The sequence below is a fragment of the Antarctobacter sp. genome, from assembly GCF_048262615.1.
Taxonomy (GTDB): domain Bacteria; phylum Pseudomonadota; class Alphaproteobacteria; order Rhodobacterales; family Rhodobacteraceae; genus Antarctobacter.
Genome location: NZ_JBLXFB010000010.1, coordinates 55869 through 79899 on the forward strand (window position 1 = coordinate 55869; position 24031 = coordinate 79899).

Annotated in this window: 23 protein-coding genes and 2 tRNA genes; 14 read left to right on the top strand and 11 right to left on the bottom strand. The window is 63.5% G+C overall.

Annotated features, from left to right (window positions below; all coding sequences use genetic code 11):
* Positions 1–5: 5 nt before the first annotated feature.
* Positions 6–1340 (top strand): sigma-54-dependent transcriptional regulator, encoded by a 1335-nt coding sequence (locus ACN0S5_RS12725; RefSeq protein ID WP_417208699.1) that lies wholly within the window; start codon positions 6–8, stop codon positions 1338–1340.
* On the top strand, positions 1340–1921 hold the full coding sequence (locus ACN0S5_RS12730; RefSeq protein ID WP_417208701.1) for a YdeI/OmpD-associated family protein: 582 nt from the start codon (positions 1340–1342) through the stop codon (positions 1919–1921). Before ACN0S5_RS12725 ends, ACN0S5_RS12730 begins: the two co-directional genes overlap by 1 nt.
* Positions 1922–2010: 89 nt before the next feature.
* Here ACN0S5_RS12730 and gap read toward each other — a convergent pair whose 3' ends face one another.
* On the bottom strand, positions 2011–3015 hold the full coding sequence (gene gap / locus ACN0S5_RS12735) for a type I glyceraldehyde-3-phosphate dehydrogenase (RefSeq protein WP_417208702.1): 1005 nt from the start codon (positions 3013–3015) through the stop codon (positions 2011–2013).
* Between the two features lie 183 nt (positions 3016–3198).
* Here gap and ACN0S5_RS12740 point away from each other — a divergent pair, with 183 nt between their 5' ends.
* Positions 3199–3588 carry a DoxX family protein gene (locus ACN0S5_RS12740; RefSeq protein ID WP_417208704.1) on the top strand — a complete coding sequence of 130 codons (390 nt, stop codon included), beginning with the start codon at positions 3199–3201 and terminating at the stop codon, positions 3586–3588.
* Positions 3589–3607: 19 nt separating this feature from the next.
* Complete coding sequence (locus tag ACN0S5_RS12745) at positions 3608–4576, top strand: DUF808 domain-containing protein (RefSeq protein WP_417208707.1); 969 nt, start codon at positions 3608–3610, stop codon at positions 4574–4576.
* Positions 4577–4655: 79 nt separating this feature from the next.
* On the opposite strand, the gene ACN0S5_RS12750 is transcribed toward ACN0S5_RS12745, so the two are convergent.
* Entirely contained in the window at positions 4656–5258 is a 603-nt protein-coding gene (locus ACN0S5_RS12750) for an invasion associated locus B family protein (RefSeq protein ID WP_417208709.1), read from the bottom strand.
* Between the two features lie 473 nt (positions 5259–5731).
* On the opposite strand from ACN0S5_RS12750, the gene ACN0S5_RS12755 reads away from it, so the two are divergent.
* On the top strand, positions 5732–7276 hold the full coding sequence (locus tag ACN0S5_RS12755; RefSeq protein WP_417208710.1) for a helicase HerA-like domain-containing protein: 1545 nt from the start codon (positions 5732–5734) through the stop codon (positions 7274–7276).
* 7 nt (positions 7277–7283) lie between these two features.
* On the opposite strand, the gene ACN0S5_RS12760 is transcribed toward ACN0S5_RS12755, so the two are convergent.
* A tRNA-Ile gene (locus ACN0S5_RS12760) sits at positions 7284–7360 on the bottom strand.
* A gap of 117 nt (positions 7361–7477) precedes the next feature.
* Between ACN0S5_RS12760 and purM the strand changes: the two genes are divergently transcribed.
* The 3 genes from purM to rnd all read left to right on the top strand — a co-directional run bounded on the left by purM (position 7478) and on the right by rnd (position 10373).
* Positions 7478–8524 (top strand): phosphoribosylformylglycinamidine cyclo-ligase, encoded by a 1047-nt coding sequence (purM, locus tag ACN0S5_RS12765; protein ID WP_417208712.1) that lies wholly within the window; start codon positions 7478–7480, stop codon positions 8522–8524.
* Positions 8521–9114, top strand: a complete 594-nt coding sequence (gene purN / locus ACN0S5_RS12770; RefSeq protein ID WP_417208713.1) for a phosphoribosylglycinamide formyltransferase — start codon at positions 8521–8523, stop codon at positions 9112–9114. The genes purM and purN overlap by 4 nt, the downstream gene beginning before the upstream one ends.
* A 101-nt stretch (positions 9115–9215) precedes the next feature.
* Positions 9216–10373 (top strand): ribonuclease D, encoded by a 1158-nt coding sequence (rnd, locus tag ACN0S5_RS12775; RefSeq protein ID WP_417208714.1) that lies wholly within the window; start codon positions 9216–9218, stop codon positions 10371–10373.
* A gap of 9 nt (positions 10374–10382) precedes the next feature.
* Here rnd and ACN0S5_RS12780 read toward each other — a convergent pair whose 3' ends face one another.
* Entirely contained in the window at positions 10383–10892 is a 510-nt protein-coding gene (locus ACN0S5_RS12780) for a hypothetical protein (protein ID WP_417208717.1), read from the bottom strand.
* 128 nt (positions 10893–11020) lie between these two features.
* Between ACN0S5_RS12780 and ACN0S5_RS12785 the strand changes: the two genes are divergently transcribed.
* Positions 11021–11422 carry a SufE family protein gene (locus ACN0S5_RS12785; protein ID WP_417208718.1) on the top strand — a complete coding sequence of 134 codons (402 nt, stop codon included), beginning with the start codon at positions 11021–11023 and terminating at the stop codon, positions 11420–11422.
* Here ACN0S5_RS12785 and ACN0S5_RS12790 read toward each other — a convergent pair.
* From ACN0S5_RS12790 to fabI, 7 genes are all read right to left on the bottom strand, one after another.
* Complete coding sequence (locus tag ACN0S5_RS12790; protein WP_417208719.1) at positions 11419–12252, bottom strand: hypothetical protein; 834 nt, start codon at positions 12250–12252, stop codon at positions 11419–11421. The genes ACN0S5_RS12785 and ACN0S5_RS12790 overlap by 4 nt on opposite strands.
* A 132-nt stretch (positions 12253–12384) precedes the next feature.
* Positions 12385–13899, bottom strand: a complete 1515-nt coding sequence (gene trpE / locus ACN0S5_RS12795) for an anthranilate synthase component I (protein ID WP_417208722.1) — start codon at positions 13897–13899, stop codon at positions 12385–12387.
* Positions 13900–13903: 4 nt separating this feature from the next.
* Entirely contained in the window at positions 13904–15748 is a 1845-nt protein-coding gene (locus tag ACN0S5_RS12800; protein ID WP_417208724.1) for a peptidyl-prolyl cis-trans isomerase, read from the bottom strand.
* A gap of 29 nt (positions 15749–15777) precedes the next feature.
* Positions 15778–16974, bottom strand: coding sequence for an aminotransferase (locus ACN0S5_RS12805; RefSeq protein WP_417208726.1), 1197 nt, complete (start codon positions 16972–16974; stop codon positions 15778–15780).
* Positions 16975–17111: 137 nt separating this feature from the next.
* Entirely contained in the window at positions 17112–17630 is a 519-nt protein-coding gene (gpt, locus tag ACN0S5_RS12810) for a xanthine phosphoribosyltransferase (protein ID WP_417208728.1), read from the bottom strand.
* Positions 17631–17734: 104 nt separating this feature from the next.
* Positions 17735–18337, bottom strand: a complete 603-nt coding sequence (locus ACN0S5_RS12815) for a LysE family translocator (protein WP_417208731.1) — start codon at positions 18335–18337, stop codon at positions 17735–17737.
* 5 nt (positions 18338–18342) lie between these two features.
* On the bottom strand, positions 18343–19149 hold the full coding sequence (gene fabI / locus ACN0S5_RS12820) for an enoyl-ACP reductase FabI (protein ID WP_417208734.1): 807 nt from the start codon (positions 19147–19149) through the stop codon (positions 18343–18345).
* A 145-nt stretch (positions 19150–19294) separates the two neighbouring features.
* On the opposite strand from fabI, the gene pdxH reads away from it, so the two are divergent.
* The 5 genes from pdxH to ACN0S5_RS12845 all read left to right on the top strand — a co-directional run bounded on the left by pdxH (position 19295) and on the right by ACN0S5_RS12845 (position 23715).
* The gene (pdxH, locus tag ACN0S5_RS12825; protein WP_417208736.1) at positions 19295–19900 is read left to right on the top strand and encodes a pyridoxamine 5'-phosphate oxidase; all 606 of its coding nucleotides are present in this window, start codon (positions 19295–19297) and stop codon (positions 19898–19900) included.
* A gap of 161 nt (positions 19901–20061) precedes the next feature.
* Positions 20062–20589, top strand: coding sequence for a cold-shock protein (locus tag ACN0S5_RS12830; RefSeq protein WP_417208739.1), 528 nt, complete (start codon positions 20062–20064; stop codon positions 20587–20589).
* A complete protein-coding gene (locus ACN0S5_RS12835; RefSeq protein WP_417208740.1) occupies positions 20565–21347 on the top strand; it encodes a DUF192 domain-containing protein in 783 nt (260 codons plus the stop codon). The genes ACN0S5_RS12830 and ACN0S5_RS12835 overlap by 25 nt, the downstream gene beginning before the upstream one ends.
* A gap of 53 nt (positions 21348–21400) precedes the next feature.
* Positions 21401–21477, top strand: a tRNA-Pro gene (locus tag ACN0S5_RS12840).
* Between the two features lie 285 nt (positions 21478–21762).
* Positions 21763–23715, top strand: a complete 1953-nt coding sequence (locus ACN0S5_RS12845) for a DUF4214 domain-containing protein (protein ID WP_417208742.1) — start codon at positions 21763–21765, stop codon at positions 23713–23715.
* Positions 23716–24031: the final 316 nt, after the last annotated feature.

The window sequence follows — 24031 nt, forward strand, 5'->3', positions numbered from 1 at the left end:
GTGCCATGGCCAATGCAATGAAGATCGCCATCGTCGATGACGAACAGGACATGCGCCAGTCCATCAGCCAGTGGCTGGCCCTGTCGGGCTATGACACCGAAACCTTTTCCAGCGCCGAAGAGGCGTTGGGCGCGCTGAACGCCGATTATCCGGGAATTGTCATTTCGGACATCAAGATGCCCGGCATGGACGGCATTCAGTTCCTGAAAAAGCTGATGGGCGCGGACAGTGCCCTGCCGGTCATCATGATCACCGGCCACGGCGATGTGCCCATGGCGGTTGAGGCGATGCGCATCGGCGCGTTCGATTTCCTTGAAAAGCCGTTCAACCCCGACCGCATGTCCGACCTTGCCAAAAAGGCCACCAATGCGCGCCGTCTGACGCTGGACACCCGCGCGCTGCGGCGTGAACTGGGGGACGGCGGGCAGATCATGTCCAAGCTGATCGGGGCCAGCGCCTCGATGGAACGGCTGCGCGAGGATATCCTTGATCTGGGGCAGGCGGACGGCCACGTCCTGATCGAGGGTGAGACCGGCACCGGCAAGACACTGGTCGCCCACGCCCTGCACGCGGTGGGTGCGCGCGCGGGCAAGAAGTTCACGCTGGTCAGTTGCGGCGCAATGCCCGAAGACGCGCTGATGACCCGTCTCTTCGGCCCGATGCAGCCAGAGGACACACGCCTGCCCGCCATCGAAGAGGCGCGCGGCGGCACGCTGGTGCTGGAGGACATCGAGGTGCTGTCAGACGCCGCTCAGGCGCGGCTGCTGTCGGCGATCAACGATCAGGGCACCCCGCCCGAAACCCGCATCGTCGCCATTTCCAACCTTCAGGAAGAGGGCCGCACCTGCGAACAGGCGCTGCGCCCGGACCTGTATTACCGTCTGGCCGCGCTCAAGATCGTGGTGCCGCCGCTGCGCTCGCGCGGCGAGGACATCCTGACGCTGTTCACCCGCCTCAGCGAAAGCTATGCGGATGAATACGGCTGCGACGCGCCCAAGGTCTCCGCCCAAGAGGCAGCGCAATTGTTGCAGGCTCCGTGGCCCGGCAACGTGCGCCAGTTGATCAATCTCGCGGAACGCGCGGTGCTGCAATCGCGGCGCGGGCAGGGGACCATCGCCTCGCTGCTGATGAGCGACCATGACGACATGCAGCCGGTGATGACCACAGAGGGCAAGCCGCTCAAGGAATACGTCGAGGCGTTTGAACGTATGCTGATCGACAACACCATGCGCCGCCACAAGGGCTCTATTTCCGCCGTCATGGATGAACTTTGCCTGCCGCGCCGGACGCTGAATGAAAAGATGGCCAAATACGGTCTGGCGCGCGCCGATTACCTCTGATGCCGCGCGCGGGGGATCTGCCAGAGTTTTTTGCCGATCCGGTCTGGGGCGCGGAAAAACGCGCGCTTCGGGCCGTCCTCTCTGGCACACCGTTGGAGGAGGCGCTGAAATGGGGGCAGGCCTGTTATGTGTTTCAGGGGTCGAACGTCGCGATCATCGGCGGCTATTCTGATGGCTGCCGACTGGCCTTCTTCAAGGGCACGCTAATCGCTGACCCCGAAGGCGCGCTGATCCTGACCGGCCCGAACTCCCGCGCCTCCAAGTATTTCAGCTTTCAGACCGCGGATGAGGTGGAGGCCCGCGCCGACCAGATCCGCGATTACGTCACCCGCGCCATCGCGGTCGAGGCATCCGGGGCGACAGTGCATTTCGCCAAGGACGATCTGGAGGCCCCGGAGGAACTGACCGACAGGCTGGACAGCGACGAGGCCTTTCGCACCGCATGGGAGGCGCTGACCCCCGGCCGCAGGCGTGGCTATGTGCTGTATTTTTCCGGGGCGAAACAGGCCGCGACGCGGGTCAACCGGATCGACAAACACGCCCCCCGAATCCTGCAAGGCAAGGGCATGCAGGACCGCTGAAATCCGGGCGAAATCCTAACAAGACGTAAAAACGCCTCTGTAAGCCTTTGATCTTACAGAGACGCATTCTTGTCCACGCGTGGACAGGCTCAATGCAGCAGGCGGCCCATCGCGGCGGCCACATCGGCCATCCGTGCCGAAAAACCCCACTCATTGTCGTACCACGCCAGCACCCGAACCATCCGCTTGCCCACCACCTTGGTCTGGTCGGGGGCAAAGACAGAGGAATGGGTGGTGTGATTGAAATCGATCGAGACCTTTTGCTCGGGATCGTAGGACAGCACCGCCCCCATTCGCCCCGCCGCGGCCTCGGCCACCACTTCGTTCACATCCTCGACGGTCACATCCCGCGAGGCATAAAAGGTCAGATCGACGGCGGACACGTTCGGCGTCGGCACCCGCACGGCAGAGCCATCCAGCTTGCCCTTCAGATTCGGCAGCACCTCCCCCAACGCGGCGGCGGCCCCGGTCGAGGTCGGGATCATCGCCATCGCCGCGGCACGGGCGCGGTACAGATCCTTGTGGCGGCGGTCCAGCGTGGGCTGGTCGCCGGTATAGCTGTGGATCGTGGTCATGATGCCGCTCTCGATGCCAATGCCCTCATCCAGCACCTTCGCCAGCGGCGCGAGACAGTTGGTGGTGCACGACCCGTTCGACACCATGACCTCACCCTTGACCAGATCGCGGTGGTTGACGCCGTAGACCACGGTGCGCTGCACGTTCTTGGCAGGGGCGGAGATCAGCACCGACTTCGCGCCGCGCCCCAGATGGGCGTCGGCCTTGGTGCCGTCATTGAACTGGCCGGTGCATTCCAGAACAACGTCGCACCCGCTCCAATCGAGATCGGACAGCTCATACGAGGACATCACGTCAATCGGGCCACGGCCCAGATCGATGGCCTGATCCTTGACGGTCACATCGCCGGGAAAACGCCCGTGGATGCTGTCATAGCGCAGCAGGTGGGCATGGGTCTCAATCGGGCCGGGGGCGTTGATCCTGACCACCTGTACGTCGTTGCGCGCCGATTCCGCGATATGCGCCAAAGTGCAGCGGCCAATGCGGCCAAATCCATTGATCCCGATCGTGACGGTCATGCTTGCCTCCTGAAAACACCTGTTGGCTTTCGTATAGGCAGGGATTCTGCGTCTGCAAAGGCCATTAGCCTTTGCGAAACAACATGTTAGCGATAAACGTGGCAAGGTTGCGCGTGGTGGCGCTAACCCTTTCCACACGTTTGCGATAACGTGGGTCACGGGGGGGCAAATAACGAGTGAGATATGTTTGAAAACATCACAAGCCTTGTCGGACGGACTTTAATCGCGGCGCTGTTTCTTGCCGGAGCGGTGCAGAAAACGGTCGATCCCGGTGCGGCGCAGGCGCTGCTGGCCGGGTGGAACTGGCCCGAATCGCTGGTCTGGCTGGCCTTGGCTTTTAACGCGCTGGCGGGTCTGGCCCTTGTTCTGGGGCTGGCGGTGCGGCCGGTGGCTTTGTCGCTGGCGGGGTACTGTGCGCTGACCGCCTTTTTCCATCTGATCCCCGACGACCCATGGCAAATGAGCATTTTCGTCAAGAACTGGGCCATCGCGGGCGGCTGTCTGGTGCTGGCGGCACAGGGCGGCGGGGCGTGGCGCTTGCGGTTTGCGGACAAGCCACTAGTTTCCCGCTAAACGCAAAGGGAGAAGCGGCATGAGTGGACTTCTGGCACTTTTGGATGACGTCGCGGCCATCGCCAAGGTGGCGGCGGCCTCGGTGGATGACATCGGTGCCGCGGCGATGAAGGCAGGGTCCAAGACGGCGGGGGTGCTGATCGACGACGCTGCGGTGACGCCGAAATACATTCAGGGCTTCGAACCGGCGCGCGAATTGCCGATCATCTGGCGAATCTCGCGCGGGTCTCTGATCAACAAGCTGGTCTTCCTGATGCCGGCGGCGCTGCTGATGGCGGCCTTTGCGCCCTGGCTGGTCTGGCCGCTGCTGATCCTTGGGGGATGTTATCTCTGTTTCGAAGGGGCCGAAAAGATCGTGCATGTGCTGATGCGCCATGACGCGCATTCCGGCGGCCCCGACGGCAGTCACGATGTGGGCGACCCCACGCATCTGGAGGAAGCCAAGGTCAAAGGCGCGATCAAGACCGATTTCATCCTGTCGGCAGAGATCATGGTGATCTCGCTGTCCGCGATTGATGCGCCGAACTTCTGGATGCAGGCGGCGACTCTGGCCGTGGTCGCCGTTCTGATCACCTTTGTCGTCTACGGGGCCGTGGCGATCATTGTGAAAATGGATGACGTCGGCCTGTGGCTCAGCCGGGTTGGACGTCTGGGCATCACGCGGGGCATCGGTCGCTTCATCGTGAAATTCATGCCTGGGCTGCTCAAGGCGCTGGCCATTATCGGCACGGCGGCCATGCTGTGGGTCGGTGGCTCGATCATCGTGCATTCCAGCCATGAGATGGGCTGGCACTGGCCCGAAGAAACCGTGCATCACGCCGCCGTTGCGCTTGGGCAGGGCAACGCCGCGCTGGAATGGGCCGTGACCGCCGGGATCGACTTTATCATCGGCTTCCTTGTCGGGCTGGTCCTGATTCCCATCGGCACCAAGCTGGTTGCCCCGATCTGGGCACGGCTCTTTGGGGGCGACGCCACAAAGGCGCATTGACCCGCGGAGGTATCCTCGCAAAAGAAAACGGCGCGTCCACCGGGGACGCGCCGTTTTTTGTGTCATGTCGCGGGGGCGATCAGCGCGCGGTGGTCTGATCGAACGCGGCGGTAAAGCCTGACAGCGACATCGACAGGCTCACCGGCTTGTCCGGTGCCAGCATCGGCACCAGCATAACGCGGGCAGAGCTGCCGGCCTTGAATCGTTCGACGTCGTCGGCAAGGAAACCGACCCGCGCGAAACAGCCCTGCGCGTTGCAGAACGAATAGTCATACCGCTTTGCATCGCGGGAATCGACCTGCACGGTCAGCTTGGCAGGAAGCAGGGTTTCCAGCGGCACGGTGAACACACCGGCGGCCACGGCCTGACCTGCGTCCTTGACCTTGAAGATATAGACGTCGGCCAGCTTGGTGCCGTCTTCGTCTTCCAGCAATTGGTACATTTGGCAGATTTCACGGTCGTCGGCGACCTTGATGCACTGCACGGTCCAGTCCTTGTGGACTTCCTTGACGTAAGCTTCGGGCACATCGGGGGCAGCGCCGGTCGGCGGTGTCACCTGAACGGTCTCGCCAAGGTCAAGGCCGCTGCCAGCGGGCGGATCGCCGCCGTCGGCGGACTGGGCGTATCCCGCTCCAGCGCCCAGCGCGGCGATCAACGACAAAAGGATAAGCGGTTTTTTCATGATGTCCTCTAAAATCCGGTCATTGGCTGTGGATCGATTAACATGCGTCAGACGCAGTGTCAGGGAAGAAATGATGGCTGACGCAGGGTTGATGCGCGGAAAGCCGCAAATCCGCGGGCACAGTGTCCGCGATATTGGTCTGCCCAAGTGACACGGGCCTGCGATTCGTCCCAAAAAAAGGAAAAGGGCCCGTAGGCCCTTTTCCATTTCACTCCCTGTCGGACCGGCCGACTTTGTTATTGAGGGGACGCTAGAAGAAGACTTGCGCGCGGTCAACAGGGATTCCCACGATCTTTTCGCGCAAATTCGGATTTTCGCGGCACACAAAAAAGCCGCGCCCAGGGGCGCGGCCAGTCTGACAGGGAGGAAGTCTGTCCGGAGCAGGAGAGGACATGTTGCCCCGAACAGGAAACATACTGGCATCAAATGGTTAAGGATGTATGTTCCTGCCACGCGACCTAGGGAGAGAGTGCATGGGGAACGGAGTTTTCGTTGGCGGCGCCGGGGCGGATCATGCCGAAAAACAGTATCTGGATCTGGGATATGCCAACCGTCACGGGCTGGTCGCAGGGGCCACGGGCACGGGCAAGACCGTCACCTTGCAAATTCTGGCCGAGGGGTTTTCCGCCGCCGGCATCCCGGTCTTCATGGCGGATGTAAAGGGCGATTTGTCCGGTCTCGCGGTGGCCGGAACAGAGACCCACAAGCTGCACGGCGCATTCTCAGAGCGCAACGCCACCATCGGCTTTGACGATTTCACCTACGGGGCCTTTCCGGTCTGTTTCTGGGATCTGTTCGGCGAACAGGGCCATCCGGTGCGCACCACCGTGACAGAGATGGGCCCCTTGATGCTGTCGCGCCTCATGGACCTCTCCGAGGCGCAGGAGGGCATCCTGAACATCGCTTTCCGCCTCAGCGACGAAGAGGGCCTGCCGCTGCTGGATCTGGACGACCTGCGGTCGATGCTGGTCTGGATGGGGGAGCATCGCAAAGACCTGTCGCTGCGATACGGCAACATGTCCGTAGCCTCGATCGGGGCGATCCAGCGGCGCTTGCTGGTGCTGGAAAACGAAGGCGGCGGGGGGCTGTTCGGCGAACCGGCGCTGGAGTTGTCGGACCTGATGCAGCGCGCCCCGGATGGGCGTGGCATGGTCAATATCCTTGCCGCGGACAAGCTGATGCACAGCCCGCGTCTCTATGCGACGTTCCTGTTGTGGCTGCTGTCAGAGCTGTTCGAGGAACTGCCAGAGGTCGGCGACCCTGACAAACCCCGGCTGGTCTTCTTCTTTGATGAGGCGCATCTGCTGTTCGACGGCGCGCCAAAGGCATTGGTGGACAAGGTCGAACAGGTGGCCCGTCTGATCCGCTCCAAGGGGGTGGGCGTTTATTTTGTGACCCAGTCGCCAGACGACATCCCCGAGGATATCCTTGGCCAGTTGGGCAACCGGATTCAGCACGCCCTGCGGGCCTTTACCGCGCGCGACAGGCGGGCGCTGCGGCTGGCGGCGGAAACCTACCGTGACAACCCCGCGCTGGACATAGAAGAGGCCATTCGCACCGTTGGCGTGGGCGAGGCGGTGACCTCTTTCCTTGAACGCAAGGGCGCGCCCGGCATGGCGCGGCGCACGCTGATCCGCCCGCCGTCTTCCCAACTGGGACCGATCACACTGGCGGAACGGCGCGCGATCCTTGGGGCCTCGCCGCAGGCCGGGAAGTACGACACCCCGGTGGACCGCAATTCGGCTCATGAAATCCTGCGCGCCCGCGCCGAAAAAGCGGCCCGCGCGGCCGAAGAGGCGGAACGCGCAGAGGCCGAGGCAGAGGCGCAGGCCCGCGACCACAGCGCCGGACGGCGCTATTCGGGCACACGTGTCAGCCGGTCGACCTCAAAACCCGTGCGCCGCCGTGGCAAAAGCTTTGGCGAGGCGATGGGCGACATGGTGATGAAGGAACTGACCGGCACCACGGGCCGCCGCATCGTGCGCGGCGTGCTGGGTGGGCTGTTCCGGGGACGGTGAGGGGACTTGGTAGGCCCGGCAGGACTTGAACCCGCAACCAAGGCGTTATGAGCGCCCTGCTCTAACCAGTTGAGCTACAGGCCCACCGTGGTGGTCTTCGTACCAGAGCGCCCCGGCGCGTCAAGCGCACACGTTGCAGCGCGGCGCGCGATGCGATAATCGCGGGCGCAAACTTGGGCGCAGGGCCCGAAGGAGATCCCTATGAGCGACGGTAAGAACGGGCTGACCTATGCCCAGGCGGGCGTGGATATCGACGCGGGGAACGCATTGGTCGAGCGGATCAAGCCCGCCGCCAAGCGGACCAACCGCAGCGGAGTGATGAGCGGGCTGGGCGGCTTTGGCGCGCTGTTTGATCTCAAGGCCGCAGGGTATACCGATCCGGTCTTGGTTGCGGCGACCGACGGTGTGGGTACGAAACTGCGCATCGCCATCGACACCGGCCATGTGGACGGCGTGGGCATCGACCTTGTCGCCATGTGCGTGAACGACCTTGTCTGTCAGGGCGCGGAACCGCTGTTCTTTCTCGACTATTTCGCCACCGGCAAGCTGGAGACAGAGACCGCCGCCCGCGTCGTCGAGGGCATCGCCGAGGGCTGTGTGCGCTCTGGCTGCGCGCTGATCGGCGGCGAGACGGCCGAGATGCCGGGTATGTACCCGGCAGGGGATTTCGACCTTGCAGGCTTTGCCGTGGGCGCGATGGAACGCGGCTCGGCGCTGCCTGCGGGCGTGGCCGAAGGCGACGTGCTGCTGGGGCTTGGCTCGGACGGGGTGCATTCCAATGGCTACAGCCTTGTGCGCAAACTGGTCGAGGTGTCGGGGCTGGACTGGGACGCGCAATGCCCGTGGGGTCATACATCGCTGGGCGAGGCGCTGCTGACGCCCACGCGGCTGTATGTCAAACCCGCCCTGTCCGCGATCGGGGCAGGCGGTGTCAACGCGCTGGCCCATATCACCGGCGGCGGCCTGACGGAAAACCTGCCCCGCGTTCTGCCCGAAGGGCTGGGCGCGGAGATCGATCTGGACTCCTGGACCCTGCCGGACCTTTTTGCATGGATGCGCGGCGTGGGCAGCATCAGCGCGGCGGAGATGCTCAAGACCTTCAACTGCGGCATCGGCATGATCCTCGTCGTTGACCCCGAAAGAGAACACGCCATCGATGCACTGCTGACCGAGATGGGGGAACATGTTCACCGTCTGGGTCGTGTGACCGCCGGTGAGGGCGTGACCTACAGCGGATCGCTTGGGTGAAACGGGTCGCCATCTTTATTTCCGGCGGCGGGTCAAACATGGTCCGTCTGGTCGAGGACATGGCCCGTGACGACCATCCGGCGCGTCCTGTCCTGATCCTGTCCAACCGCGCGGACGCGGGCGGGCTGGCCAAGGCCAAGGCGATGGGCGTGGCCACGACGGTGGTCGATCACCGACCCTTTGGCAAGGACCGCGCCGCGTTCGAGGCCGCGCTGCAAGAGGCGCTTGCCCCCTTTGCGCCCGATATCCTTTGTCTGGCGGGGTTCATGCGGGTGCTGACAGCCGGGTTTGTGACGCCGTGGGAGGGGCGGATGCTCAATATCCATCCCTCGCTTTTGCCGAAATATCGCGGTCTGCACACCCATGCCCGCGCCATCGAGGCAGGCGACGCCGAGGCGGGGTGTACCGTCCACGAGGTCACACCGGAACTGGACGACGGTCCGATTCTGGGACAGGCGCGGGTGCCGATCCTGCCCGGTGACACGCCCGACACGCTGGCGGCACGGGTGCTGGAACAGGAGCATCGGCTGTACCCGGCGGTGTTGCGCCGCTTCGCCGCCGATGACCTGACGCCCGTGCTGTTTGATTGATCCTCGATTAACCTGGGGGCCACTTCCCTTTGCCCGGCAATCCTGTAGGATCGTGCGACGCGACGGGGACCAACACCAAAAGCAAAGTCGAATAACGCTTTATGCAGACAATCACCACGACCGATGAGCTCCGCGCCTTTTGTGAAGGCGCAGCAGAGCACCCTTATGTCACCGTCGACACAGAGTTCCTGCGTGAACGCACCTATTACTCCAAGCTGTGCCTGATCCAGCTGGCGGTACCGGGACGCGACGATGCGGAGGCCGTTCTGGTCGATCCCTTGGTCGAGGGCCTGTCGCTGGACCCGCTGATGGACCTGTTTCGCAATGAAAACGTGGTCAAGGTCTTTCACGCGGCCCGTCAGGATCTGGAGATCTTTCAGGTCGATCATGGGGTGATCCCGGTGCCGCTTTTCGACACGCAGGTCGCCGCCATGGTCTGCGGTTTCGGTGAGCAGGTTGGATATGAAACGCTGGTCAAACGCATCGCCAAGCAGCCGCTGGACAAAAGCTCTCGGTTCACTGACTGGTCGCGCCGCCCGCTGACCGATGCCCAGAAAACCTATGCGCTGGCGGATGTCACGCATCTGCGCCAGATCTACGAGTTCCTGAGCCAGAAGCTGGAGGAAACCGGCCGCGCGCGTTGGGTGGCCGAAGAACTGGCCACGCTGCTTGATCCGCAGACCTATGTGACGATGCCGCAGGACGCGTGGAAGCGGGTCAAGACCCGCTCCAACTCGCCGCGTTTTCTAGCGATCGTGCGCGAACTGGCCGCGTTCCGCGAAACCTATGCGCAGGAGCGCAACGTGCCGCGCAATCGCGTCTACAAGGACGATGCGCTGGTCGAACTGGCCTCGACCAAACCGGCGACGATGAATGACCTTGGCGGGTCACGCCTGCTGCTGCGTGAGGCGCGCAAAGGGGCCATTGCCGAGGGCATTCTGGCGGCGGTCAAGGCCGGGCAGGAGTGTCCCAAGGAAAACCTGCCCAAGGTCGACAATGACCGTGACAAGCTACAGGTGAACCCGGCGCTGGCGGATCTGCTGCGCGTGCTGCTGAAGGCCAAGACCGAAAGCTCGGGCGTGGCGTCGAAACTGATCGCCCCGGCCTCTGATCTGGACGCCATCGCCGCCGGTCAGCGCAACGTGGCGGCCCTTGGCGGCTGGCGCCGCGAAGTTTTCGGAGAGGACGCCCTGCGGCTGTGCGACGGCAAGATAGCCCTCGCGGCCAAGGGCAAGTCGGTGGTGGTCATCGACCTCTGACAGGTCGCGTCAGCGTTTGACCGTGCGCACATTGCGCGCGCCTTTGACCCGGATCACCCGGACATCGCGCAACTGGTTGTCTGTCACCCAGACCCCCGCCGTATGCGTCCGCGAGGCGATTGGCCCCTGCGACCGGCGCGGTTGCAGGCCGCGAAACGCATAGGTCAGCGTTCCCGATTGGCTTTCCTCGTCGATCTTGACCAGCTTCAGATCAAAGGCTTCAAGCTGATCGGCCACCGCCGTGGCGCGAATGATCGCCCCGCCGGGGCGGCGCTCGACCACCAGTTCGGTGATTTCGCCCAGATCGCTGCCACGATAGCTGGTGTCTTTCTCCCGCCGAAAGATCGATTCCTTGCGGCGCGGGATCAGCGGGTTGACCACGGCGTCGGAGGCGACGGCCACCGGGGCCGACTGGCTGCGTCCGAACCAGTTCAGCGGATTCACGCGGCTGTCGCGGACGGCGCCGCAGCTGGTCAGAACCAGCGCCGCGAAAAGGAGAACCGATACCGATTTGAACATGCCAAGCCCCCAGCGAGTTGTTCCAGAGGGTTAGCGCAGAACGACGCCGTTGAAAAGCACATCGCACGCGGTCGGGGGCTGGACCTTCGGCACGACGCCGCCTAGGTCTTCGCAAAAGGAGACGCACAATGGCGCAGGCGGCATTTGAAGAGGTGGTCGAGGATTTCGAGTTCCTGGAGGACTGGGAGGACCGCTATCGCATGGTGATCGAGATGGGCAAGGACATGACCCCCATGGACGACGCCCTGAAGGTGCCCGCCACCAAGGTCGAAGGCTGCGCCAGCCAGGTCTGGCTGCACATGACGCCGGAAAGCGGTGTCTTTCATTTCAGCGGCGACAGCGATGCACTGATCGTCAAGGGACTGATCGCCTTGCTGCACCGGCTGTACGACGGGCTGCCCATGACACAGGTGCAGGCCGTGGATGCCCGCGCCGAACTGGGCCGCCTTGGTTTGCATGACCATTTGTCGGCGCAGCGGTCGAACGGGCTGCGCGCGATGATCGAACGGATTCGCGAGCAGGCGGCCTAGTCGATCAGCGCATCCGCCCGGCGACCGGCCCGTTCAAGGTGAATGGGCAGCACGCGGCCATACAGCTGTTTGGTTCGTTCCGGCGCGCCGACCATGTCCGGTTCTTCGACGTAGGAAAAAATCGCCACATAGCGCGGGGTCGGCCCCTTCAGCGGCGCAACCCGATGCAGGCTGTAGCGCCCCTTGAACAATTGCAGGTCGCCCGGCTCCAGCGTCAGGCTTTTGACCTTGTCCGACGTTCCGGCCAGCACCTGCGCCACATCATCGAACTGTTCGGACAAACGGTTGCGGATCATCGGCGCGTATTCAAAGGCACCGCCGTCGTCGGCGTTCTGGATGGCCAGCGTGACGGTGAAATTGTTGGTGTCAAAGTGCCAGGGAAAGCCGTTTCCTTCGGTGGCCATGTTCACGATCACATCCGCCAGCGGATCGGCGTAGCGATGAAATCGGGTCTCTTGCAGGCAATCGCGGATGAAGGGATCAAAGGCGGCAAAGTCATGCACCGTGCGCAACGCGCCCGTGGGCGTGAAATTGTCGGCGGCAATAAAGGCATTGGACCGTTCATAGAACTGTCGACGCGGATCGTCCTGCGGCAGATCGGGGTTGTCGGCGGTGAAATAGGCGTTGGTGCGGGAAAAGCTGCGGTGGCCCTGATCGGCGACGCCGTCCGCCTCGGCGGCGATGGCGCGCACGCCCTGCGGAGTCAGGAACCCTTTGAGAACAGCGCAGCCGTCGTTGGCAAGATCCGCGCGCACCTTGTGCAACAGGGCATCCCGCCCGGTGCCATCAATCGGGTAGCGGCTGAGGTCGATCAAGTCGGCGGCGTTCATGGCGGATCCTCCCTTGGCTTTGCCCCAAGGGAACGACGCATTGCCGAGGACCGTCTGTCACGGAATCGACGCCGCCCGTGTCGCAAAACGCCAGAGGCACAGAGCGGGTCTTGCGCGAGTGCTTGAGCGCGTTCAGCCGTTGCCCGATCCGGTAAACCGCGCCGCATCCGCCGCCGCGCGCCGGATCGCGTTGGATTTGTGCATGGTCTCCTGATACTCGGCCTCCGGGTCGCTGTCGTAGACAACGCCGCCACCGGCCTGAATATAGAGCTTGTGATCCTTGACCAGCGCGGTGCGCAGGGCGATGCACATGTCCATGTCGCCCCCGGCGCTGAAATAGCCCACGCCACCGCCGTAGACGCCGCGTTTTTCCGGCTCCAGCTCGTCGATGATCTGCATCGCGCGGACCTTGGGCGCGCCGGACACCGTACCCGCGGGCAGACCCGCCAGCAGCGCGGACAGCGCGTCCTGATCGTCCGACAATTCACCCACCACGTTCGACACGATATGCATGACGTGGCTGTAGCGTTCGATGATGAACTGTTCGGTTGGACGCACGGTGCCGATCTTGGACACCTTGCCCGTGTCGTTGCGCCCCAGATCCAGCAGCATCAGGTGTTCGGCGAGTTCCTTCTGGTCCGCCAGCAGATCCTCTTCCAGCGCCTTGTCCTCAACGGGTGTCGCGCCGCGCGGGCGGGTGCCAGCGATTGGGCGAATCGTGACCTCATTGCCAAAGACCCGCACAAGGATCTCCGGGCTGGCACCGATCACCTGAAAGCCGCCAAAGTTGAAATAGAACATGAAGGGCGAGGGGTTGGTGCGCCGCAACGAGCGATAAAGCGCAAACGGCGGCAGCGGAAAATCCTGCGTCCAGCGCTGCGATGGCACCACCTGAAAGATATCGCCCGCGCGGATATAGTCCTTGGCCGTCTCGACGGCGGCCAGATAATCCGCATGGGCAAAGTTCGACACCGGTTCACCCAGTTCCACGGCGTCACCCAGATCGCGGCTGGCCTGGGGCAGGGCGCGTTCCAGATCGCGCACCGCGTCCATGACCCGTTCCGCCGCCTGTGCATAGGCTGCCTTGGCCGACAGTCCGTCCTGCACCCATGCAGGCGAAACCACCGTCACCTCACCCTTGACCCCGTCCAGCACCGCCACGACCGAGGGCCGCATCAGCAGCGCGTCGGGCAGGCCCAGCGGGTCGGGGTTCACGTCGGGCAGGTGTTCCACCAGCCGGATCATGTCATAGCCAAGATAACCGAACAGCCCCGCCGCGGCCTGCGGCAGGTCCTCGGGCAGGTCGATTCGCGATTCCGCCAGCAGCGCGCGCAACGCGGTCAGCGGCTCATCGCTTTGGGTTTCAAAGGCATCTGGGTCAAACCGCGCCATGCGGTTCAACCGGCTGCTCTGCCCGTGACACTGCCAAATCAGGTCCGGCTTCATCCCGATGATCGAATAGCGCCCGCGCACCTCTCCGCCGGTCACCGATTCCAGCATAAAGGCATCGCGCGCGGCCCCGGTCAGTTTCAGCATCAGCGACACCGGCGTGTCGAGATCGGCGGCCAGACGGGCATAGACCACCTGGTTGCGGCCTGCCTGATACGCTTCGGCAAAGCCGTCGAAGGAAGGGGTCAGTTGTACCATGGTCTCACTGAAAGTTGGCGTGCACCGCGTTGATGGCTGGCTGGTCCAGATCGACGCCCGCGCGGGTCTGAATATCGGTCGACAGCGCGCGGAACAGGTCCTGCGCCACGTCCTGCGCGGCCTGATCGCGGAAAAGCTGTGCCAGTTGCTTGGCCTGTTCGCTGTCCTTGTCGACGTCAAGGACGTCGTCCATGCGCACCACAACGGCCAGATCCCCGGCCCGCAGTGCGCGCACCTCATTGGGTTCCATGTCGAACACCGCATCCAGAACCGGGCGGGGCAGATCGGCGCCAAAGGCGGTGCGGGTCAGGCCCTCTTCGGTCTGGGGGACAAGGCCCGCGCCCTCAAAGGTCACGCCTTCGCCCAGTTCTTCGGCCAGCGCCTCGGCCCGCGCAAAGAGTGCATCGACCTTTTGCGCGCGTCGCCAATCCGCCTGAACCCGCAGCTCGACCTCCTCATAGGGGAAGGGCGTGGGGGCCAGAACCTCATCCAGCCGCAGGGCGAACACACCGCCGTCGCCCAATTGGGTGATGGCGGGATAATCCGAGATGTCGACCGCCTCTGCGGCGTCACGGAAAGCCGGATAACCGGCGATGTCCGCGTCGTTCTCACCGGTCCAGCCCAGTGTGCCCAGTTCCAGATCGGTGGAGGCGGCCAGTTCGTCCAGCGTCACACCGGCGGCCATCTCATCGTCAAAGCTTTGCATCTGCGTGTCGATCACACGGCGGGCACGGTCCAGCGCCAGTTCGCCGCGCAGCGCCGGAACCGCGTCCTCGAAAGAGGTCAGTTGCGCGGGCAGCACCGCATTGACACGGAACAGCGCCGGGCCAAGCGTCGTCGGGGCCGGGCCCACCACCTGACCCACATCGGCAGCAAAGACCGCCTCGGCCGCCTTGCCAAGGTCGCCTTGGGTCACGTCGCCCAGATCGGTGTCTGACAGGTCCAAGCCGCGCTCACGCACCAGATCCTCGAACGCCGCCTCGCCCGCATCGATCCGCGCCAGCGCGGCCTCTGCGGCGGCCTGATCGTTGAACACCAGCCGTTCGGCCAGACGCCGCTCGGGCAGGTCGAACTCTTCCTTGCGCTCGTCATAGGCGGCGCGCAGGCTGTCCTCGTCGACCTCGACGCTGTCCACGATCATCTCGGGCGTCAGCCAGACATAGGTCAGGCGCTTGGTCTCAGGGCGCGTGAAAAGGCCGATGTTTTCCTCGTAATGCGCGCGCAATTCGTCCTCTGTGGGGGCGGGCAGAACCTCCAGCTCGGTCTCGCTCACCTCGGCCCAGGTAAAGGCGCGGCGCTCTCCGGTATAGCCGATCAGCGTGTCGACATAGGTATCGGGCAGGCGCACCCCGGCCAGAACAGCCCCCTGCAACAGCGTGCTGGCGCTTTCGTCGCGCAGCTTTTCCTCAAATGCGCGTTCGTTCAGACCGGCATTGTCCAGCGTCAGCTTGTAGGCGTCGCGGTTAAAGCTGCCATCGACGCCCTGAAAGGCGCGGATCTTGCGCAGGTCACCGGCAAGCCGTTCGTCGCCCACGGAAATCCCGAGAACCGCAGCCTCATTTTCCAGCGCGGCGGTCACAACCAGCTGGCTCAGCACCTGCTGGGTCAGACCCAGTGACTGCGCCTGCTGAAAACTCAACGCCTGACCGGTGCGCTCCTGAAAGTTGCGCATTTCGGCCTGCAACGCGCGAAAATAATCCGAGGTGGAAATCTCCGCCTCGCCGACTTTCCCGATAGAGCGCACAGTGCCCGAGAAATTGGTGGCGCCAAAACCGCCCAGCCCCAACAGGAGCAGCCCCAGAAGGCCCCAGACGAGGTACTTGCCGATACCGGATTTTTTCGCTGCCATGGCACCCTCCCGCGAAGTTCTGCCCCTGTCTATTCCGCACCTTCCGGGGCCGCAAGGGGGCCATCGACCTGCGCCAGCCGCCGGGCGAATTCGGCGATGCCGGCCCGGTCGGAATTGGCAAAGGCCACGCGGAACTGGCGGTCGCCGCTGCTGTCGCCCTCTGGCGTGAACATCGTCGCGGGCAGGATCAGCACCCCCGCCTCACGCACAAGGCGCGGCGCAAGCTGTGCAGAGCCTTCCGCAAAGGGATGCTCGACATAGGCAAAATACGCGCCACAGCCCAACAGCTTCCAGCCTTTCGCCGCCAATGGGCCAAAATACTCTGCGATGGCCGCGCGGCGGTCGAGGATCTCATCGCGCTGCTCGGCCTTCCACTGGGCCAGATGCTCCAGCCCCCAGTGCGCCGCGCCCTGTCCCAGCGACGGCGCGCAGATCGCAACCGTGTCCTGAAACTTCTCGATCTGATGCAACATCCGCTCTGATCCGATGATCGCGCCGACACGATGCCCGGTCAGACGATAGACCTTGGAGAAACTGTAAAGCTGCACCAGCGTATCGTCCCAGCCGTCCCGCGTCAGCAACCCATGCGGCGCCCCGCTGCGCGAGTCGAAATCGCGATAGGTCTCATCCACGATCAGCCGGAGGCCGGTGTCCCGGCATAGATCAAAGAACCCCTCCAGCACGTCCGCCGGGTATTCGACACCACAGGGATTGTTCGGCGTCACCATGGCGATGGCGCGGGTACGCGGCGTGATCAGGGCGCGCGCCGCCTCGGGATCAGGCAACAGGTCGGGCCCGCAGGGCAGCGGCACCGCCTTGACCCCGCTCATATCCAGCCACATCTTGTGGTTGAAATACCACGGCACCGGCAGGATCACCTCGTCCCCCTCACCACAAGTCGCCGCGATCACGGCGGCAAAGGCCTGATTGCAGCCCGCGGTAATCGCCACCTGCCTGACCTCTACGGTCCCGCCGTAATGCGCGGCCCACTCCCTGGCCAGCGCCGCGCGCAAACCGGGACGGCCCAGCACCGGACCGTAGGCATGGCTGGACGGATCTTCCATCATCTGCGCCATCGCGGCGCGCATGGCGGGCGGTGGCGGGTCGGCAGGCGCCGCCTGACTGAGGTTGATCAACGGCCTGTCCGCGGGAAACGTGACCCCGCGCAGCCAGCGCTGCGCCTCCGGGATCGGCGGAAAGAAGGTGGCTTCAGTGCGCGTGACCATGGCCCAATACTCCGGCTGGATATTTCTTCTGTCCAAAAGCATCCCGGGAGCGCGAGGGCAGGGCCCTCGCCGGGGGTTTGGGGGCAAAGCCCCCAAGAGTGAGAGTGCGCCGTCAGGCGCGCCTTTGGATCACGCCCTCAATCGTCGCCGCGATAGGGTTTGACGTATTGCAGCGCCATGTCCCACGGGAAAAAGATCCAGGTGTCCTGGCTCACTTCGGTGATAAAGGTGTCGACCTGCGGGCGGCCCTGAGGTTTGGCATAGACCGTGGCCACATGCGCCTTGGGATAGAGGCTGCGCACCAGTTCCAGCGTCTTGCCGCTGTCCACCAGATCGTCGATGATCAGAATGCCTGTTCCGTCGCCCACCAGATCGGCGTCGGGGGATTTCAGCACCTCCGCCTCGCGGCGTTCATCGGCCTTGCCGCCGCCGGAATGATAGCTCCGGACGCTGATCGTATCGACGGTGCGGATGTCCAACTCGCGGGCGACAATCATCGCGGGGGCCATGCCGCCACGGGTGATGGCGACCACGGCCTTCCAGTACCCGTTGTCCGGGCCTTGCCCCTGCAACCGCCAGGCCAGAGCCCGCGCGTCGCGGTGCAGCTGGTCCCAACTGACATGAAAACCTTTTTCGTGCGGCAGGCGGTTGTCCATCCCTGTCTCCTCAGCTCAGCGCAATGTTCAGTCCGAATGTGGCGAAGGGTCCGCCGAAAAGTAGATGTCCATCCCGATCCATAACCCGGCACAGGGGCATCGTCCTAACGCCCCAGCAACAGGCGCAGGCCCAGCGCGCCCAGCACCAGCGCGGCGGCCCGGTCGATCACAGGCTTCAGTCGCAGATACCCGGCGCGCGCCCTCTGTGTCGACAGCAGAGCGGCAAAGGCGCCATAAGCGATCAGTTCAACGGCAAAGTGGTTGCCCACCACCAGCGCCCTGGCGGCCAGCGTCATATCGGGCGGAAAGATCACCACCAGCACCGAGGCCGCAAACAGCACGGATTTCGGGTTGGCCAGATTGACCAGCATCCCGTCGACAAAGGCACGCCCGCGGGGGCGCGGGCTATCGCCCACCGGCTGACGCGCATCGCGCCACAGCGTGTAGGCAATCCACAGCAGGTACAGCGCGCCTGAAATTTTCATGATGACAAACGCCGCCGGGAACAGGCGAAAAAGCACCTCCAGCCCCAGCAACGCCGCCCCGGTCCAGAGCGCCGCCATCAGGGCCAGTCCGCCCCCGGTTGCAAACCCCACCGAAAACCCGCCCGAGATCGATTGGCGCAGGGCGAACAGCAGCGCCGGTCCCGGTGCCGCCAGAGCGGCCAGCAAGGTCAGGTTGAAGGCAAGGATATGGGTCCAGTCCATGGGCGTCAGCCCTTGGACATGTCGGGCGCGTCCACCGCCTTCATGCCGACGACATGATAGCCCGCGTCCACATGATGCGTCTCGCCGGTGACACCGCTGCCCAGATCGGACAACAGGTACAGCGCCGATTTGCCCACGTCCTGAATGGTCACGTTGCGGCGCAGCGGCGAGTTGTATTCGTTCCACTTCATGATGTAGCGGAAATCGCCGATGCCGCTGGCGGCCAGCGTCTTGATCGGGCCGGCGCTGATCGCGTTGACGCGGATGCCGTCCTTGCCCAGATCCTCGGCCAGATACCGCACCGAGGCCTCCAGCGCCGCCTTGGCCACGCCCATCACATTATAATGCGGCATGATGCGTTCCGCGCCGTAGTAGGTCAGCGTCACGGCGCTGCCGCCGTTCTTCATCATCTTTTCGGCGCGCTGCATCACGCTGGTAAAGCTGTAGACCGATATATCCATCGTCAGGGTGAAATTGGACTTCGACGTATCCACATAGCGGCCGCGCAATTCGTTCTTGTCGGAAAAGCCGATGGCATGGACAACAAAGTCCAGAGTGTCCCAGCGGTCCTTCAGCGCGGCAAAAAGCGCGTCGATCGACGCCTCGTCCCCGACATCGCAGGGCAGCACGATATCCGACCCCAGTTGCCCGGCCAGCGGGTCGACCCGTTTCTTCAGCGCATCGCCCTGATAGGAAAAAGCCAATTCGGCCCCGGCGTCCGCACAGGCCTTTGCGATGCCCCAGGCGATCGACTTGTCATTGGCCAATCCCATGATCAGGCCGCGTTTTCCCGCCATCAACTGGTTTGACATTGTCGCCCTTTCCGCCAGATCGTCGTTGGAGCGACCTTTAGGGTATCGCTTGCGCACCATCAAGCCTGCCGTTGGCGCAAAACCGGCCTTGCATCCCGGGCGCCACAGGCGGCATGTCCCGGCAACGAGCCAAAGGAGAGACAGGATGACCGACCGTAGCGGGATATTTGCCGGGGACGATCCGTTTGTCATAGCCCGGAACTGGCTGGCAGAGGCCGTCGAAAGCGAGACCAACGATGCCAACGCCATTGCGCTGTCGACCGTCGACGCGGACGGGTTGCCGAACGCGCGCATGGTCCTTCTGAAAGAGATCGAGGATGCCGCCTTTGTCTTTTACACCAATTACGAAAGCAAAAAGGCGCAGGAAATCGATCAGGCGGGCAAGGCGGCCTTTGTCATGCATTGGAAATCCCTGCGCCGTCAGATCCGGGTGCGCGGTCTGGTAGACAAAGAGGACGGCCCGCAGGCCGACGCCTATTATACGTCGCGCTCTCTCAAGAGCCGGCTGGGCGCATGGGCCAGCCAACAGAGCCGACCGCTGGCCAGCCGCGCGGCGCTGATGGCCGAGGTTGCGCGGATCACCGCGCGCCACGGCACACATCCGCCGAGGCCGCCGTTCTGGGGTGGATATCGCATACATCCGCTGGAAATTGAATTCTGGGCGGACGGGGCCTTTCGGTTACATGACCGATTCCGCTGGTCTCGAAAGGATATGTCGACTCCTTGGGAAATTACGCGACTCAACCCGTGAACCATCTGAAACAACGTCGAATTTCTGCGTTCCGGCAATGAAAATCAATCCGGCGCGATTGCCCTTCTGACACAAAAATGGCAATTGACCCGTCTTGCGTTGAAGGCTGGCTTTGCTCCAAGACTCCGGGTGGGGATAAGTTGGTACAGTTGGAAACGACGTTGACACACGAGGAAATAGAACAGTCCGCGGTCGCGGGCCGGGTGAAATGGTTCGATCCGGTCAAGGGATTCGGGTTTGTCATATCGGACGACGGCGGGCCGGACATCTTGCTGCATGCGAATGTGCTGCGGAATTTCGGCCAGAGCTCGGTTGCGGACGGTGCGGTCATCGAGATCACGGTGCAGCGGACGGACCGGGGGGTTCAGGCCACGCAGGTTCTGAAGGTCGAACCGCCCGAAACACCGGACAGCGCACCGCTTGCGGATTTCGAACAGATCGACCCGGATGTGATGGCTCAGGCGGTCCTGCAACCGGCACGGGTCAAATGGTTCGACAAGGCTAAGGGTTTCGGGTTTGCAAATGTGTTCGGAAAACCCGAAGATGTGTTCATTCATATCGAGGTCCTGCGCCGCTCGGGACTCGCGGATTTGCAACCGGGCGAAGCCCTTGCCATCCGCGTCGTCGAGGGCAAGCGGGGACATATGGCGATGGAAGTGACTGCATGGGAAAGCGCCTTGTCGCGATGAGTTTGATGGCCGCGCTGGTTGCGTGGCCGGTTTTGGGTCAGAGCGATGGCTCTGTCATATTGGAACAGGAAGCCGCGCCGCCGCCGATGCCCAGATCACCGGCGGCAGAGCCGCCCGTGCCGGTGGGCCCGGTGGCGGTGACGCCGCACGCGGTTGCGCCGGAGGACAGCGAGCCGGTGGCAAAGGCTGTGGCGGATTCCGAGCCGCCCGCCGAAGAAGTGCCGACAGATCCGCCCTTGGCCAAAGCCCCGGACGAGGAGCCACCGGCGCTGGAACCGATTCTGCCCATCGGCGATGAGCCGATTGCGGATGCCGGTGTCGATCCCGCCGCCAAAGCCGATCCCGACAACCGGATCGGCGCTTGCCGGGATGATACGCTGTATATCCGGGGCGATTTCGGCAAGGCCCGCTTTACCGTGGATGTGGTGCGAACCGCCGAGGAGCGGGCGCAGGGGCTGATGAATGTCAAATTCATGCCCACCAGCAAGGGGATGCTCTTTGTCTATCCGGCGCCGCAGCCCGTGGCCTTTTGGATGAAGAACACTTTGATCCCGCTCGACATGATCTTTGCCGACCGTCACGGGGTTGTGGTCAAGGTCCATCACAATGCCATTCCCGGCGATCTGACGTCGATTCCGGGCGGGGATCAGGTGCAGTTTGTGCTGGAGATCAACGGCGGCTGGGCCAAGCTGCTGCGCATCGAAGAAGGCGCGCAGATCCGCCATCCGGCGGTGCGTCGCGCCGCCTGGCCCTGCTGAGGGCAAAGGGGGCTTTTCAAACCTGTTTCGTGCGGATAAACCGCACGTGTCGTCGGGGCGTGGCGCAGCTTGGTAGCGCGTCTGTTTTGGGTACAGAAGGTCGTGAGTTCGAATCTCGCCGCCCCGACCACTTTCCTGCCATATCGTTTAGCGGGTTTAACGCTGTCCACGCGTGGACAGCGGGCCGGGTCAATAAAATCAATGGCTTGCAGAGGCAAATTCACACACCGTTAACACTCGGCCATGGCTCGCGGGGCCCACGCCCGAGGTGCTGAAAAGACAGGGGTCGGGGGCTTTGGCGCCGTGTCGGCGCGGCAGCCGTCGGGCCCTTGATGATTTTTTTGCGAAACTTTGAAACTTCCGAAATCCCCGCGCGTGTCTTTGATTACGAGAAACGCGACAGGAGGATATTTTCATGGCCCATTTGGCCTCAAATTACACGTCATTCGAAACGTTCCTGCAACAGGCGGATGCCTTCTGGACGGTCGATCTGGGGGCGCTCAACAGCTCGGGTGTCGAAGGCACCGCCGTGTTGGCCATGGTCACCGACGAGAGCGGATCGACCTATCTGAATATCGCGATCTCGGCCACCGGGCTGACTCCGTCGCAAACCCATGCCCAGCACATTCACGGGTTGTTCGACTCGAACGGGGTGCCGATCGATTCCGTGGCGCCGACAATTGCCGACGACGCTGACCGCGACGGCATGGTCGAGGTTCTGGAAGGTGTGGGCAAGTACGGCGACGTTTTGCTGCCGCTGACCTCTGGCGGCATGATGCCGGTGGCTGACGCCATGGGCCGCGTTTCGTTTATCCAGAGTTACGATCTGGGTGACGACAGCAATTTCTTCAGCCCTGTCACCATGTCGGACTACACCGCAGCCGACATCATGCCGCTGATCCTGCGCGAGATCGTGATTCACGGGGTCCAGATTCCGGACGGAATCGGCACGGGCACCGGCGGCGAAGTCTCTGGCGGCGCCAACGGCTATATCGGCATCCTTCCGGCGGCGGCAGGTGACATCGAGGTGGCCACACAGGAAGAGGCCCTTGCGATTCTGGCCGAACACCGCGCGACCGCAAGCGACACGGTGGTGTTGACGCCCGATCCCGACATGTTCGACGCCGGACCGGGCGATGACATGGTTGACGGCCTTGCCGGGAACGACACCATCACCGGCGGCGCGGACAATGACACCCTGATGGGGGGCACCGGGGCCGACATCCTTGAAGGAAACGGCGGCGACGACTGGATTGACGCGGGCCAGATGGATGTGAACGTCGCCAATGCGGCGGACGCGGGCGCGTCCGGCGGTCTGACGCTGGCACAATATGACAGCGGCATCGCGGGCGGCGCGGGCAACGACATGATCATGGGCGGCGCGGGTGACGAAATCCTGACCGGCGACGACGACAGCCGCACCGCTGCGGTCACGGGGTCGATGTTTGACGCCACCGCAGACGGCATGGACACCATCCACGGCGGCGGCGGCAACGACGAGATCCACACCGGTTCTTGGTCGGATGGCGATCAGGGGCTGCCCAACGCCCAGACCGGGATGATGGCGGACGTGGCCTATGGCGACGGCGGCGATGACATCCTGCGCGGGGCCGGGGGCAATGACATCCTGTTCGGCAACACCGGCAGCGACAACATCGGCGGCGGCGGCGGCGACGACATGATCTATGGCGACGGGGCCTTTACCGGCGATATCACCGGCATCACCGGGCAGGTCTACCGCCTGTACCAGTCCAGCTTTGACCGCGATCCCGATGCGCCGGGCTTTGAATCCTGGGCCACCGGACTGGGCGGCGGCGATTTCGACCTGAACCGTGTGGCCAGAGCCTTTTCCAACTCGCCCGAGTTTCAGGCCATCTTTGGCGGCGGCACAAATGAGGACTTTGTCCGCGCGATGTACCAGAACACGCTGGATCGCGGGGCCGATCCCGGCGGTCTGGCCCATTGGACCGGCAAGCTGGACGCAGGTGCAAGCCGCGCCGACGTGTTGCTAGGCTTCTCGGAAAGCGCCGAGCTGAAGGCGCGCAGCGCATCGGACATGATGGAGTGGGTCGAAGGGCAGGGCACCAATGACGTGCTGGCGGGCAACGGTGGCGCCAACACCCTGTCGGGCGGCTATCTGTCGGACACCTTCGTGTTTGGCACCGATGCCGGCAGCAGCCACAATGTGACCGACCTGGAATCCTGGGACATGCTGGATTTCACCGCCTTCGGTTACGCGGATGCGGATGCGGCCATCGCCCAGATGACCCAGCAGGGCGACGACGTGGTCTTTACCGATCAGAACGTCACCGTGACGCTGGAAGACACCCAACTGGCACAAGTGTCCGGAGACATGGTGCTGGTGTGATCGGACCCACTGCATGACCCCAGACCGTCCGGGCCATTTGGTCCGGGCGGTTTTTTTATGGCGTCGCGGGGGGTGAGGGAATCGCCAGCCACTAGATGTGGTGTGGCCTGTCCACTGTGACCCGATTTGCAGCGTTGAACGTGATCCGGTTGCAACATTCCCAACTGCGGCAGAAGTTAATAGAAATTAACCAACATTCCGTCCGCACCTGAAGTTATCCACAAGCATTTGTGCATAAAACCCCGTCTCTCCTTGAATTTCCGGGACTTGCTGCACGGCGGAGATTGTTAACGAAACCGACCTGAATCAGGCACGC